Below are 13,237 nucleotides of genomic sequence, written 5' to 3'. Positions count from 1 at the left end.
TGACGTTTGGAGACCCAGTTCCAGTGTTGGAATGATGGAAAGACGCCTTGCGCGACAAAGCGAAAATCCGCCCAACTGCCGCAGCGTCCGCACCGTCCCTACGCCAGTATGAACTGGATCAGGTTCAACGGGTCACTGCGCCACAATCGGCAAAGCCGTATCGTCTAGCAGAATCTCAGCCCCTTGCCGGGACACCCCTGGTGAATGCTCGGCATCAAAGACCGGAGTGGCCCTGATGTCAAGCCAACGCTCACGGGCTCTCATCGGGACCTTTCGAGTCGGCGGCGAGACATGGCGGCGCCAACGGCCTGGTGGAAATGATGCTGTCGATGTTGGTCGCTGACCGGCTTGGACGACAGGGCGCCCCGGCTGTGGCGCCGGCGCCGGCTGAATAACATGGATTGTGGATGGGCCGGTCATGCCGGCCCATTTTTCATCCTGCCTGAAACGCTGGTCGGAAACTCTCGAGAAGAAGCCCAGTACTGGGCCGCCATTCGAATAGATCGACGCTGGTGTACACGCCGGAGCCGACGAAGGGATCTCCCGCGCTGAACGCCTCGAACTCGGCCAGCGTTTCGACTTCCGCGATGACGACGGCGGTAGAAGCCCTACCCTCCGCTGGCGGTGCAGACGGGCCTGAAAGCAGGATGCGGATCGCCGCGCCGCGCAGATAGGCCTTGTGTTCCTCGAGCAACCGGGAACGCTCGGCAGCCTTGCCGGGGTCGGATACCGCATAGCGGACAACGATCATTATCTGTCCTCAACCGGCGTCAGCACGAAATCGAAATCGGAGCGCCAGACCGTCGGACGATCGACACGCTTGAAAGGCGCGACCAGGCTGTTTTTCACACCAAACACCGTATCGGATTCCAGATAGGGATCGTCGCCGACAAAAGTGTGGGTGACGAGCTTCTGGTAACCTGGAGCCGTGATCAGGTAATGGGTATGGGCGGGACGGTAGGGATGGCGGCCGAGTGAGGTCAGCATCTGGCCGACCGGACCGTCATTCGGAATCGGATAGGAGACCGGCTTGATGCCGACGAAGCTATAGGCGCCATCTGCGCCGGTGATGAAAATGCCCCGGTTGTTCCATTTCGGCTGGATATCCGGCTGCTGGACGTCGTAGAAGCCATCGGCATTATCCGACCATACGTCGATCCGGGCTCCCTCGATCGGCTTGCCGTCGAGATCCAGCACTCGTCCGATGAAGAGACAAGTCTCGCCCTTGCCGTCGAGTGAGATGGCTTCGCCCATCTGCCGGACGGGCGCCCCTTCGATATGGAATGGTCCAAACACGGTATTTTCCGTGGCGCCCGGCGGACGCCGGTTGTTGATCGCATCCACCAGCATCGAGAACCCCAGCGTATCGCTGAGCAGAATGAATTCCTGTCGCTGGTCGTGACAGAGATGGCCGGTGCGGGTCAGGAAGCCTATGGCCAGCTCCCATTCCTCCTGGGTGAGGCTGATATCCTTGGCAAAGGCATGCAGATGCTTGACAAGCGACGCCATGACTGCGGCCAGACGTGGATTGATGTCCGGCCCCATCCGCGTGTTGACGGCTTCCGCCGATCTCTCTTCGCTGAAATATTCAGGCACGTGGCCCTCCTCCTAACGCGTTAATGCGGCCGTGCGCCCTCCCAGGCGCTCTGCAGCAAAGCCCGGATCGCTTTTCCTTCGATCGGGCGCGGATTCCAGTAGGGGTTCCCAGCGGCAAGTTCTGCCGCATGGTCCAGATCAGCTTCCTTCATACCCAGATCCCGCAGCGCCATCGGGGCACCGATCGAAGCGGCAAAATCATAAAGACCGCTGCCCAGCGAGCCGCCGAAAAGATCGGCAGCGGGCTTGAGCGCATCCGTTGCGGCTGCGGCGTTGTAGGCAGCGGAATGGGGCAGAATGACCGCATGGGTTTCTGCATGCGGCAGATCGAAGCTGCCGCCCAGCGTATGGCAAAGCTTGTGATGCAGGGCCATTCCAACGGCTCCGAGCACCGTGCCGCACAGCCAGGAGCCGTAAAGCGCTTCGCTTCTGGATTCGATGTCCCTCGGGGCATTGACAATTTGCGGCAACGCCTGCTTCAGCGCGCGCAAGCCCTCGAGCGCCATCATCGACGAAATGGGATTGCGATCCCGCGCATAGAGCCCTTCGACTGCGTGCGCCATGGCATTGAGCCCGCTGCTGACGCTGATGTTGACCGGCAATCCCAAAGTCAATTCGGGGTCGTAGATCACCACCTCAGGCAGGATGGCGGGGCCGCGGACCGTGGTCTTCTGTCCGTTCTCCGTCTGGCCGAGGATCGGAGTAACCTCCGACCCCGCATAGGTCGTCGCCACCACGATCTGTGGTGCGTCGTTGCGATAGGCGATTGCCTTGCCGAGACCGATCGTCGACCCGCCGCCGATCGCGACCACGCAATCGGCACCGGCCTTCTCGTATGCCGCCAGCGCGCGCTCGGTCACATCGACCGGCGTGTGCATGACAGCACCGTCGAATAGTCCCGCCGCAAGCGGGCCGAGGGACGCGGCGATGCGTTGAGCATCGGCTTTCTGGTGCGGGGTCGAAAGGATCAGGGCGCGCTTACCGCCCTGCCCGGCAATCGCCTCGGCGAGGCGACTGACCGAACCGCTCCCGAAGATGACCTGGGCTGCACTGACCGTGTATCTGAAAGGTGCGACCATATTATCGATCGAGTTTGAATAGTGAAACTGCATTGGTGCGACCGATCTTCAGACGGTCGGCTTCGGAGATGGTGGTGCTGTCGAACCAGTTTGCAGCATGGTCGACGTTCTCGAATGGCCAGTCTGTCGAAAACAGAATTCTATCCGCGCCGATTTCCAGCATAGCATCGATCAGCGATTGCGTGCGGAAATTCCCCGACGTGGTAATGTAGAAATTCTCGTTGAAATAATCGGCAATCGGGCGTTTGGCCGGATAGTTCTTTTCTACCTTGACCCACGCATTCCGGTTGTCGATGCGCCACATCATGTACGGCAGTCCCTCGCCCATGTGACCGACGATGATCCGCAAAGCCGGGTGCTCGTCAAACAGGCCGGATCCCATCAGGCGCAACGCATGAACAGCGGTCTCCTGCGCGAACGCCCATGTCGGACCCATCAGCCAGGAATGGCCGGCATAGATCCGGCTATCCTGCGGCAGCGGGTTGCGCGGGTGCAGATAGAAAGGAACATTGAGTTTTTCGACTTCGGCCCAGAACGGACGGTATTGCGGCAGGTCGTAGTAGAGCGGCGTTGTTCCGTCGCCTTCCTGCGAGAAGCCGTTGACCAATGCGCCGACGAAACCCATAGTTGTCACGCAGCGCTGCAATTCTTGTGCAGCGGCATCCGGATCCTGCAGCGGCAAAGCTGCAAATCCGAGGAAACGGTTCGGGTTTTTAGCGCATTGCTCGGCCAGAAAGTCGTTGGCGCGTCGGGAAATCTCCAAGGCCTTAGCCCTATCCGGGATCGCTTGCACGGCTGGTGCGTTCAGCGACAGGATCATTTTCTCGATGCCGTGAGCATCCATCAGCCGCAAACGCTTGTCCTGGATATCCAGAAGACGGGCGGACAGTTCCGTCCAGTAGTCGCCCGGCACGAATCCGGCCGAATCCTGCAGCGTCTCGGGAATGGCGAAATGTTCTTCAAGCGCGATCTTGCCTTGCACGATATGCTCTCTTTCCTGTCTTCAATCGAAATAATGAGGATGGCGGATCAGAATTGTCCCTTGGGCGGAAGACCGAGCAGTTGCTGGCCGACCATGGTTCCGACGGCATCCCAGTTCATGGAAATGTGGCGCCCGACGGCATTTGCATCGCGCCATGCCCGCTGCACGGGATTGGACATCTGGAGGCCGAGGCCGCCCGTCGATGCATTGAGTGCTTCGACGGCCCGAAGCGCCAGGCTGACCGCAAAAGACTGGCTGCGGCGGGCAAGAATCCGATCTTCCTCGGTGATCTCGCCGGTGCCATCCGCGCGGGCCTGGGCCAATTGCTGCGCCCTGGCAATATCGCGCAGGATGATTTCGCGGGCAGCATCCACGGATGCGGAGGCTTCCGCCACGCGGAGCTGGATCGTCGGAAATTCGGCGATCTTGTTGTTGCCGCCGGCAACCGCACCCCGTGTCACCCTGGTGCCGATGTGGTCGATATAGCTATCCAATGCGCCCTTCGCCGCACCGACGGCCGCGCTGCCGAGGCAGAACGGAATTCCCATGAGGAGCGGCATGTTGAAAAGGCCGATACCCTCATAGAAGCGCCCGCCCGGCGTTCTGCCGGAGGTCGCGTCCGGAAAGCTCAGTATGCGATATTGCGGAACGAAGACATCCTTGAGGATCAGGCTTTTCGAGCCGGTACCCGCAAGGCCGACCACATCCCAGGTCTCGGCAATAGTATAATCGCTGGCGGGAACCAGAAGGAACGCCGGGATAGGACGCTCGCCCTCGCTGTTTGGCGGAATGATGGCCGCGCAGAGGGCCCACTGCGCATTTTCGCAGCCGCTCGCAAAGGCCCAATCGCCGGATAGACGGAAACCGCCCTCTACGCGTTCAGCCATGCGGACCGGCGCATAGGAACCGCAGAGCAGTGCATCCGGATTGTTGCCCCACACGTCCTGCTGGACCCTTTCCTCGAACATGGCGAGGAGCCATTGATGTGCGGAAAGGAGGCCGGCAACCCAGCCGGTCGAGGCACAGGCCGCCGACAGTTCGATATTTGCATCGACAAGCTCGGCAAACGATCCTTCGGCGCCGCCGAAACGGGCAGGCTTGACGATATCGAAGTAGCCGGCGGAGCGCAGTAGATCGATATTGCGCGCCGGCACACGGCCGGATTTTTCGGTATCGCGTGCGCCGGCACGGATTTCGTCCAGCACCGGGGCGATGCGATCTGCAAGACATGCGTTCTCGACCCGCGCTGCGGCGGGAAACAGGGCAGCTGTATTGTTCATGGAACGACCTCAGTTCTGGGATGTGGGAAGCGCGTGCTGTGGCGCGCAATATTTCGAGTTTTCGTACATTAGCGGGATCGTGTCTTGGGAAAAGCGTGTATCCACCACCTGCCCGATGAAGATCGTGTGCGTCCCGTAGGGAACCGCGCCCATGCGGCGGCAGACGACCGAGGCATGAGCGGAATCCAGCACCATCATGCCGCGCGCATGGCGAACCCAATCGGCAGCTTCGAACCGCCGCTCAGGCGCAATCTTGCCGCTGAAACCTTCCGACAGGGCGACCTGTCTGTCGGTCAGAATGCTGACTGCAAATTCCGGCACCTCAAGCAGCATGTCATGCAGGTAGGTGCGATTGTTCAGGCAGATGAGGAGAGATGGCGGATCCATCGAAAGTGAGGTGACGGCGGTTGCCGTCATTCCATGGTCCGTACCGTTGCGGCAGGCAGAAATGATCGTCACCGTCGCCGGGAAACGGCGCATGGTCGATCGAAACGCATCGCTGATCGGTGCGGGGGGCGGCACTATGCCGAGAGCAGCAGTTGCAGACATGATTTCCTCCCAGTTTCCTTGTCGTCAAATTATTGCATTTGCAACTGTTGTCAACGCAAATCTGGAAGTCAGGCGGGAAAAAGTCTGATCTACCCCGCCATTGTCGGCGGCTGAAAGCCAATCATGTTGTCATCCCGGTCATTTAGGTGCATGTCGGAGAGAACGACCAGCCAAGCGCCCCGAATCCCGCCAGCAGACAGAGTTATGTACAAACTTACCGATTCCGTTCCGTATCTTCTCAATCGCGCCGGCGTGCGGATAGCCGAGGTATTCGCGCAGAGAATTGCCGAAGACGATCTCAGCGTGGCGATGTACCGGGTTCTGGCGATGCTCAAGGAGCGCCGGGAAAGCACCCTGGGGGATCTCGCCGACGTCGTCTCTGTCGAGATTTCGACGCTTTCGCGCCTCGTCGGCACACTCGCCAAGCGCAAGCTGGTGTCGAGGACACGCCCGGAAGACAATGGCCGGATCGTCATCGTCAGGCTGACCCCGCAGGGCGAGCAGCTGACGGAAAGGCTCATGCCGCTTGCCGTGGAGCTTGAACGCACCGCGGTTCAGGGCATGTCGGCCGAGGAGGTCGCAGCCCTGAAGAATGCGCTGCGCCGCATGCACAGCAACCTGCCGGCAATATCCGCAAAGGGAAAAGTTGCGGGCTGAAAAGTTTGCAGTTGCAAATATTTTATTCGCAAGTATTTAATAGCGTGTTATCGTTGTCTTGACATCGACCGCTCGCGGGTGAGTCTGGCGCTGGGAGGAACCACGCCGGCAATGATCCAGGAGGATTTGTACATGGATCGGTGCGGACCTGCCGCTGGCAGGAGCGTACTTCCTGTACGCAATGTATGGGGAGGGAAAATTGGCCATACAAGATCTCGCTATTTTCAACGAACGGGTTCGCAGCCCGAATATCATCATCGCCCTTTGCGGTCTGCTGATCCTGTTCGACGGTTATGATCTGATCGTTTACGGCGCAGTCGCGCCGGCGCTGCTCGGGGAAGCAAGCTGGGGCCTGACGCCCGGCATGGTCGGACGAGCTGCTTCCATCACCCTGTTCGGCATGCTGCTCGGCGCGCTTGTTGCGGGAACACTCGCCGACAGGATAGGCCGTCGCAAGGTCATCATCGGCAGCCTGCTGAGCTTCTCCGTTATGATGATCGGCAGCGGTCTGGCGCCCAACTTTCTCGTTTTCGAGGCAACCCGCTTTCTCGCCGGTCTGGGCCTTGGCGCTCTTTTTCCGACAGTAACCGCGTTGATCATCGAGTTTTCCCCGCCGAAACGGAAGGCGATCGCCTATTCGATTGCTCTTCTCGGTTATCTCGCCGGCGGCATCATCTCGGGTATGCTCGGAATGTTGCTGATACAGAAATACGGATGGCGTCCATTGATGATCATCGGCGGCGCACCGATCCTACTTCTGCCTTTCTTCATCCGCCTCATCCCCGAGTCCCCCGAATGGCTGGCAACGAAAAACCGCCAGGCCGAAGCCAACCAGATTGCAAACCAGTACGGACTGCCCAATCCCATAGCCACGCCCGTTGGACAACGCCAGGTCGGCATCCGGTCGCTGTTTTCCGAAGGTCGCCTGCTGCCGACCTTGAACGCATGGGGCATCCACTTCTGTTCGCTTCTGCTGACATTCGGCATGGTCAACTGGCTCCCGACCATTATGAACAAGATGGGCTACGACCTCGGTTCTGCCCTGCTGTTCTCCGTGACGCTCAATCTCGGAGCCGCAGTCGGCCTGCTGATTGGCGCAAGGATTGCCGACCGTGGAAATGTCAAAATCGTCGTGGCAGGTCTGTTTCTTCTCGGAGCCTGCTCGATCTGGTTGCTGACGCAGGTGGATCAGGGCCTCCGGGTTTACGCTCTCGTCGCACTTGCCGGGACGGGAACGATCGGCACGCAGATCCTCGCCAATATTCTCGTTGGAAACCTCTATCCGGTCGAGATCCGCGGAACCGGCCTTGGCTTCTCGCTCGGCATCGGCCGTATCGGAGGCATGATAGGACCGGCCATCGGCGGTGCGGTGCTGGGTGCGGGCCTCGCTCCGCAGTGGAACTTCTACATTTTCGCTTCGGTCGGAGCCATGGGATGCATCCTCGCACTCATGACGTTGCTGTACCGTAAAATGGCTGATTGATGGCCGGATTGTCGGCGGGTGCCATCCGGAACCTGCCGACAACTACTAATGAACCATTCCAGGTTTCGCCCTGTTGGCGAACTGGTGGACAAGCATGATGCCCTGCTCAAGCAGCAGTTCGGCCGCCCGCAGATTGTGTGGCGCAAGCTCCCCCGAAAGTCCGCGGATCGTATTGGCGATGCAGACGGAGTTGGCGACGAAACGGGCGTCGCCCTCCCCTTCGGCCTCCTCGGCGGTCGCCTCCAAGGCGTCGGCGACGGTGTCGAGCAGACTCGACCGTTCAACAAGCGTCATGTCGTTCAGAGTCTTCGAAATGCCGTTCATGATTGTCTCCTCGCGCGAGCCCGAGGCGGGCCGCAGCACCGATTTTCTCGATGTGAGTCAGATTGGCTGTGACTGTCAGATGGAGATGCATGTCTTCAGAAGCAACGCATGGCTGCCGTGCGCTTCACGCATGCGTGCGGCGCGGCTCAAGGCCACCAAGAAGTAGGTCGCGGTCTTTGGCGGGCCGGACTATCAGCTCAATTCGCAGGTCCTCATGCGCTTTGCCGAAGCGATCGAAAACGGCCGGCTGCCGCTCGTGCCGCAGATCCAGATCCACGGTCTGGTGGAAATGATGCTGTCGATGCTGGTCGCCGATCGGCTCGGCCAGCAGCGGGCGCAGGCGGCAGCGTCGGCGACGATCGAGCAGCATTGATTGTGGATGGCCGGTTCCGCCGGCCCATTTTACTCGCCAGGACGCTGCCGTCATGCTCTGAATATTCGTGGCATGATCTGATGTTTTGCTGCCGGGCGATAACAAGCGTCCGTTTATTTGTCAGACGGCACCTGCTGGATCACCCTATCGCAACACCATTCTTGCATTCATGGCTTATCGTTTCGTACACACCGCTGATCTCCATCTCGACTCTCCCCTGCGGTCACTCGCGCTTCGCAACGCCGAGCTGGCCGATCTCGTCAGCGACGCCAGCCGACAGGCGCTGATCGCGGTCGTCGATCTGTGTCTTGAGGAACAGGTCGATGCGCTCATCATCGCCGGCGATCTTTATGACGGGGAGCAGACGTCGATGAAGACGGCGCGCTTCCTGGCGGGTCAGCTGGAGCGGCTGCACCGGGCGGGCATTGTCGTCTTCAAGATCCGCGGCAATCACGATGCGATGTCGAAGATCGCCAGGGAGCTGGTGATGCCCGATACGGTGAAGATCTTCGGCGGCCACGCCGAGACCGTGGAGGCGACGAAAGGCAGCCTGTCGATCGCGATCCACGGTTTGAGCTTCGCCAAGCCGCAAGCGCCGGACCCGCTTCTGCCGAAGTACAAGCCGCCGGTGGCGGGAGCGGTCAATATCGGCATCATGCATACGAGCCTTGCCGGATCCGCCGGCCACGACCTCTATGCGCCCTCCAACGTGCTCGACCTTCACGCCTCGGGATTCGACTACTGGGCGCTCGGGCATCTTCATCAGCGCAGCCACTATCCCGGCACGGCGACGATCATCATGCCCGGCATGCCGCAAGGCCGCGACATCAACGAGTCGGGCGTCAAGACCGTGTCGCTGGTAACGGTGGCGGATGACCGAACGGTGACAGTCGAGGAGCGGCGCACCAGCATCGCGCAGTTCGAGCGCGTCGATATCGACCTGACGGGTGTCGATGATTGGCGTGATGCGGCCATGGCGATCGAAGCGGCACTGACGGTGCAGCGCGACCATACGGCCTCGCCACATCTCGTCGCGCGCCTGAGGCTTTCCGGCCGAACGCCGCTCTCCTGGCAGCTTCGCCGCGATGTTGACCTCATGCAGGCGGAAGCCGAGCAGCGCGGTGAGCGGATCGGCCGAACCTGGATCGAGAAGCTCGAACTCGCCTTCGAAGCTCCCGCGATCCTCGCAGCGGAGTCCGCTGCCGATCCCGTCATCGAACTCGGCGCGCTGATGCGGGACGAGGTCATCGCCCGCAGCGGCTTTCGCGACGATGTCAGAGAGGTGGTCAGGGACCTGCTTGCCGACTTGCCGCCCGAGAGCCGGGCCTTTGCCGGGTATGACGAGGCGGGTTTCGAACGCTTCATCGACAGCCTTCTCGCCGACGGCGCCGAGGACATCGCCGCCCGGATGAAGGCCGCGGAGCGGGGAGACAGCTGATGCGCCTGCGGCGTCTCGACCTCATCCGTTATGGCAAGTTCACCGACCACTCGATCGACTTCGGCCCGGTCCGACCGGGTTCGCCCGATCTGCACATCGTCTATGGCCTCAACGAAGCGGGCAAGTCGACCACCTTCGCGGCCTATCTCGATCTGCTCTACGGCATAGGCGAGCGCAGCACCTACAATTTCCTGCATCCTTACAATACGATGAAGGTCGGTGCGCGGCTGGAATTCGGTGGCGCGGACCACGAGCTGGCGCGGCTCAAATTGCGGACCGGCAGCCTCGTCGATGATCGGGGACAGGCTGTGAACGAGGCGCTGCTCGCCGGCGCGCTCGGCGGCGTCGGCCGCGAGGCCTATCGCACCATGTTCTCGCTCGACGACCAGTCGCTCAAGGAAGGCGGCAACGCCATCATCCAAAGCAAGGGTGAGCTCGGCGAGTTGCTGTTCTCGGCAAGCTCGGGTCTTGCGGGCCTGAGCCGGTCGTTGGTGACGGCCGTCGACGAAGCCAATGGGATTTACCGGAAGCGGTCGTCGAGCACGAAGCTTGCGGAACTCAAACGCTCGCTCGATGCGCTGAAGGCCGAGCGCAATGCCATCGACACGCTTGCCTCCACCTATTCGGGCCTGAAATCGACCCACGAGCAGGCCGACGCCGCCTATGCCGCGACGACGCGGGAACTGGCCGAGGCCAAGGCCCGGCATCAGGAGCTGACGCGTCTTCTCGGCGCCCTGCCGGCGGCGCTGGAACTCCGGCGGCTGGATGGCGATGCAGCCGGCATGGGCGACCTGCCGCGGCCGCCGGCCGAGTGGTTCACACTGCTGCCGCAGCTTTTCCGCGACGAGACGCGGCTGCAGGCGCTTGTCGAAACCGCCGACCGCACGCTGCGCCAGCTTGCCGACGAGATCGAGGCGATCACGATCGACGACAAGGCGCTGGCGATCGCCGCGCATATGGACATGCTGGATCAGGGGCGGGCGCGCTATCTCGCGGCAGAGAGCGACCTGCCGAAGCGCCGGCTGGCTCTGGCCGAACAGGAAGGCGAGCTGGTGCGGCTGCTGGCCGATCTCGAACAGGCTGGCCATGCGATGCCCGAGGCGCTGCTGCTGCCCGCCTCGCTGATCGGCATCATCCGCGATCTCATCGAGCGACGTTCCGGCGTCGAGGCCAACCTGGCTGCCGCAGGCCGCGAACTGGTGCGAGCGCGCGAGAATCTCGAAAGGCTGAACAAGGAAGGCGACTCGCAAAACGGAGCCGCGGTCGTTGATCCCGCGCGTCTCGGCCGCATCGAAGTCGCCCTGAGCCGGCTGGCCGGGTCCGATCTCGCAACGCGGCTCACCCTGGAAGAACGCACCCTCGTGCAGGCGAAGCGAATACAGGAGAAGCAGTTCGCACAGCTTGCGCCCTGGACAGGTGATGCCGTCGCCCTGCAGCGGACGAGCGCGGCCGAGCCTCGGCAGACCGAGGCCTGGCGTGGCCAGGCAATTTCCATCGAGAAGCGGATCGCGGATCACAAGGCACGGCTGCGCGATCTCGGCACCGAACAGGCGCTGACCAAAGCCCGGATTGCCGCTTTCGTCGCCGGCGGTTCGATCGACGATGCCGAGGCCGCGAGGCTGCGCGATGAACGCGATGCCGCATGGCAGGCGCATCTTGCCAGCTTGAACGCCGCCACCGCCCGGACATTCGAGGAGCGGATGCGCCAGGACGATGTGATGTCCGCCGGCCGGCTGTCACGCGCGCAGGAACTGGCTGAGCTCCGCCAGCTCCGCCTGACCGAAGCGGCGGCGGCGGCAGCGATCGAACGGCAAAGGGAATTGCTTGCCGAGGCGCGCGCCGAACATGATGGGCTTGCCGACCGCATCCGTGATCTGCTGCCCGAGGCAATCGAGTATGACGCCGAAGCTGCGGCGCGCATTGCAACGCTCGAGGCATGGAGCACCAAGCGAGCCGTGGCGCTGGCCGTCTGGGACGAACTGCAGCGGGCCGAAGAGGCGGTGGACGCGCTTCGCGGCGAACTGGACAGCCATGCCGCGACGCTTGCGGCGAGCCTTGCGGATGCCGGCCGTGGCGGCGCCGACGATCTGCCGGTCGCTGCGCTGATGCAGGCGGCGAGCGATATGCTTGCCGCCGGCAAAGCCGAACAGGCGGCGCGGCAGGCGCACGAGAAGGCAATCGGCGATCTCGACCGCGATGTCAGGGAACGTGAGCGCGACCAGCAGGAGGCGGAAGCCGCGGTCGCGGCCTGGAACCGGGAATGGGCGGAGGCTCTGTCGCGAACCTGGTTTGCCGACAAGGCCGGCTCGATGGCCGCCGTCCGCGCCGTGCTGGATGCGCTCGCCACACTGCCCGCCATCCTGAAGGAGCGGGATGACCTCGCAAGCCGCGTTGCCGCGATGGAGCGCGATCAGGAGCAATTCCGTGGGGATATTGCCGGGCTTCTCGCGGACTGCGGCCTCAGCCGGTTGGCATCCGATACGCTCGCCTCCGCCAATGCGCTGGTGGAACGCCATGAGGCAGCGCGACATGCGGCGCAACTTCGGGCAGATCGGCAGGCGGATCTCGAAAAACAGTTGGAGAAACGCCGGGCGCTGGAGGAGGAACTGGCCGTTCACAATGCCCGCAAGAATGAACTGACCGGCTATTTCGGCACGGACTCGCTTGCCTCAGTCGAAGCATTCCTCAACCAGGCGCGGGAGCGGGACCGGCTGGAGGCGCGCGCCGCCACCTTGCGCGGCCAGATCACCGAGGCATTGCGCGCGGCAAGTTTTTCCGAAGCCGAACGCCGCCTTGCCGATATCGATGCCGATGCCGTCGAACGCGACGCGATGGAGCTCGGCGCCCGGATCGAGGATCTCACCGAGCGGGCGAAACTTCTCTATTCCGACGTGTCGCTGGCGCGGCAGAAGCTCGAGGCCGTCGGCGGAGACGACGCGGTAGCCCGGATCGAGGCCAAGCGCCGAACCATCTTCCTCGAGATCGAGGAACTGGCCGTGCGGCATCTGACGCTGCGCGCCGGCACGCTCGCAGCCGAACAGGCGCTGCGCATCTATCGCGAAAAACACCGCAGCTCGATGATGAACCGCGCATCGGAAGCTTTTCACCTGATCACCGGCGGCAACTATTCCGGCCTGACGACCCAGCCCGACCGGGACAAGGAAATACTGATCGGCGTGTCGCGCGACGGCGGCTCGAAGCTTGCGGACGCGATGTCGACCGGCACGCAGTTCCAGCTCTATCTCGCGCTTCGGCTGGCGGGTTACGAGGAATTCGCAGCGCTTCGCCCGCCCGTGCCCTTCATCGCCGACGACATTATGGAGAGCTTCGACAATCCCCGCTCCGAAGAGGTTTTCCGCCTGCTCGGCGCAATGGCAAAGGTCGGGCAGGTCATCTACCTCACCCATCACTGGCATCTCTGCGAGATCGCGCGGCATGTTGTTCCTGATGTGGCCATACACCAGCTGCCATGACCG

Annotated in this window: 12 protein-coding genes, 1 pseudogene and 1 riboswitch; of the genes and pseudogenes, 6 read left to right on the top strand and 7 right to left on the bottom strand. The window is 62.2% G+C overall.

The genetic code is table 11. The annotated features are described in order from the left end of the window. Positions 1 to 77: 77 nt before the first annotated feature. Positions 78 to 209, bottom strand: a riboswitch (TPP riboswitch). A gap of 224 nt (positions 210 to 433) precedes the next feature. Genes A7X77_RS23900 through A7X77_RS23875 form a run of 6 tightly spaced genes read right to left on the bottom strand, consistent with a single transcriptional unit; the run spans position 434 to position 5,486 of the window. Beyond that, entirely contained in the window at positions 434 to 751 is a 318-nt protein-coding gene (locus tag A7X77_RS23900) for a YciI family protein (protein WP_064685320.1), read from the bottom strand. Beyond that, positions 751 to 1,596, bottom strand: coding sequence for an intradiol ring-cleavage dioxygenase (locus tag A7X77_RS23895; RefSeq protein ID WP_064685319.1), 846 nt, complete (start codon positions 1,594 to 1,596; stop codon positions 751 to 753). The genes A7X77_RS23900 and A7X77_RS23895 overlap by 1 nt, the downstream gene beginning before the upstream one ends. 20 nt (positions 1,597 to 1,616) lie before the next feature. Next, a complete protein-coding gene (locus A7X77_RS23890; protein WP_064685318.1) occupies positions 1,617 to 2,675 on the bottom strand; it encodes a maleylacetate reductase in 1,059 nt (352 codons plus the stop codon). 1 nt (position 2,676) lies between these two features. Beyond that, positions 2,677 to 3,657, bottom strand: coding sequence for a gamma-resorcylate decarboxylase (gene tsdA, locus A7X77_RS23885; protein ID WP_064685317.1), 981 nt, complete (start codon positions 3,655 to 3,657; stop codon positions 2,677 to 2,679). Between the two features lie 47 nt (positions 3,658 to 3,704). After that, positions 3,705 to 4,937: a flavin-dependent monooxygenase gene (locus A7X77_RS23880; protein ID WP_064685316.1), complete on the bottom strand. Its 1,233-nt coding sequence runs from the start codon at positions 4,935 to 4,937 to the stop codon at positions 3,705 to 3,707. Between the two features lie 9 nt (positions 4,938 to 4,946). Beyond that, positions 4,947 to 5,486 carry a flavin reductase family protein gene (locus A7X77_RS23875; protein ID WP_064685315.1) on the bottom strand — a complete coding sequence of 180 codons (540 nt, stop codon included), beginning with the start codon at positions 5,484 to 5,486 and terminating at the stop codon, positions 4,947 to 4,949. Positions 5,487 to 5,690: 204 nt separating this feature from the next. On the opposite strand from A7X77_RS23875, the gene A7X77_RS23870 reads away from it, so the two are divergent. Both A7X77_RS23870 and A7X77_RS23865 read left to right on the top strand, forming a co-directional pair. Beyond that, on the top strand, positions 5,691 to 6,143 hold the full coding sequence (locus A7X77_RS23870; protein WP_064685314.1) for a MarR family winged helix-turn-helix transcriptional regulator: 453 nt from the start codon (positions 5,691 to 5,693) through the stop codon (positions 6,141 to 6,143). Positions 6,144 to 6,324: 181 nt separating this feature from the next. Next, entirely contained in the window at positions 6,325 to 7,626 is a 1,302-nt protein-coding gene (locus tag A7X77_RS23865) for an MFS transporter (RefSeq protein WP_197486884.1), read from the top strand. 45 nt (positions 7,627 to 7,671) lie between these two features. Here A7X77_RS23865 and A7X77_RS23860 read toward each other — a convergent pair whose 3' ends face one another. Then, entirely contained in the window at positions 7,672 to 7,950 is a 279-nt protein-coding gene (locus A7X77_RS23860) for a hypothetical protein (RefSeq protein ID WP_003574886.1), read from the bottom strand. Between A7X77_RS23860 and A7X77_RS34445 the strand changes: the two genes are divergently transcribed. The 4 genes and pseudogenes from A7X77_RS34445 (at position 7,940) to A7X77_RS23850 (ending at position 13,234) form a co-directional block, all read left to right on the top strand. Further along, complete coding sequence (locus tag A7X77_RS34445) at positions 7,940 to 8,116, top strand: hypothetical protein (RefSeq protein WP_432431350.1); 177 nt, start codon at positions 7,940 to 7,942, stop codon at positions 8,114 to 8,116. The genes A7X77_RS23860 and A7X77_RS34445 overlap by 11 nt on opposite strands. After that, a pseudogene (locus A7X77_RS32605) lies at positions 8,117 to 8,323 on the top strand (flotillin family protein); the annotation flags it as partial. 169 nt (positions 8,324 to 8,492) lie between these two features. Further along, complete coding sequence (locus A7X77_RS23855) at positions 8,493 to 9,761, top strand: metallophosphoesterase family protein (RefSeq protein ID WP_064685312.1); 1,269 nt, start codon at positions 8,493 to 8,495, stop codon at positions 9,759 to 9,761. After that, positions 9,761 to 13,234, top strand: a complete 3,474-nt coding sequence (locus A7X77_RS23850; protein WP_064685311.1) for an AAA family ATPase — start codon at positions 9,761 to 9,763, stop codon at positions 13,232 to 13,234. Before A7X77_RS23855 ends, A7X77_RS23850 begins: the two co-directional genes overlap by 1 nt. Positions 13,235 to 13,237: the final 3 nt, after the last annotated feature.

This window comes from Rhizobium bangladeshense (assembly GCF_001662075.1).
Classification (GTDB): domain Bacteria; phylum Pseudomonadota; class Alphaproteobacteria; order Rhizobiales; family Rhizobiaceae; genus Rhizobium; species Rhizobium bangladeshense_B.
This window is presented reverse-complemented; position numbering and strand designations above follow the sequence as displayed.

Bases quoted from the DNA above. Each gene is read 5' to 3' on its own strand.
- A7X77_RS23900 (WP_064685320.1), bottom strand. From the start codon at position 751: ATGATCGTTGTCCGCTATGCGGTATCCGACCCCGGCAAGGCTGCCGAG.
- A7X77_RS23890 (WP_064685318.1), bottom strand. From the start codon at position 2,675: ATGGTCGCACCTTTCAGATACACGGTCAGTGCAGCCCAGGTCATCTTC.
- A7X77_RS23880 (WP_064685316.1), bottom strand. From the start codon at position 4,937: ATGAACAATACAGCTGCCCTGTTTCCCGCCGCAGCGCGGGTCGAGAAC.
- A7X77_RS23875 (WP_064685315.1), bottom strand. From the start codon at position 5,486: ATGTCTGCAACTGCTGCTCTCGGCATAGTGCCGCCCCCCGCACCGATC.
- A7X77_RS23870 (WP_064685314.1), top strand. From the start codon at position 5,691: ATGTACAAACTTACCGATTCCGTTCCGTATCTTCTCAATCGCGCCGGC.
- A7X77_RS23865 (WP_197486884.1), top strand. From the start codon at position 6,325: ATGTATGGGGAGGGAAAATTGGCCATACAAGATCTCGCTATTTTCAAC.
- A7X77_RS34445 (WP_432431350.1), top strand. From the start codon at position 7,940: ATGCCGTTCATGATTGTCTCCTCGCGCGAGCCCGAGGCGGGCCGCAGC.
- A7X77_RS23860 (WP_003574886.1), bottom strand. From the start codon at position 7,950: ATGAACGGCATTTCGAAGACTCTGAACGACATGACGCTTGTTGAACGG.
- A7X77_RS23855 (WP_064685312.1), top strand. From the start codon at position 8,493: ATGGCTTATCGTTTCGTACACACCGCTGATCTCCATCTCGACTCTCCC.
- A7X77_RS23850 (WP_064685311.1), top strand. From the start codon at position 9,761: ATGCGCCTGCGGCGTCTCGACCTCATCCGTTATGGCAAGTTCACCGAC.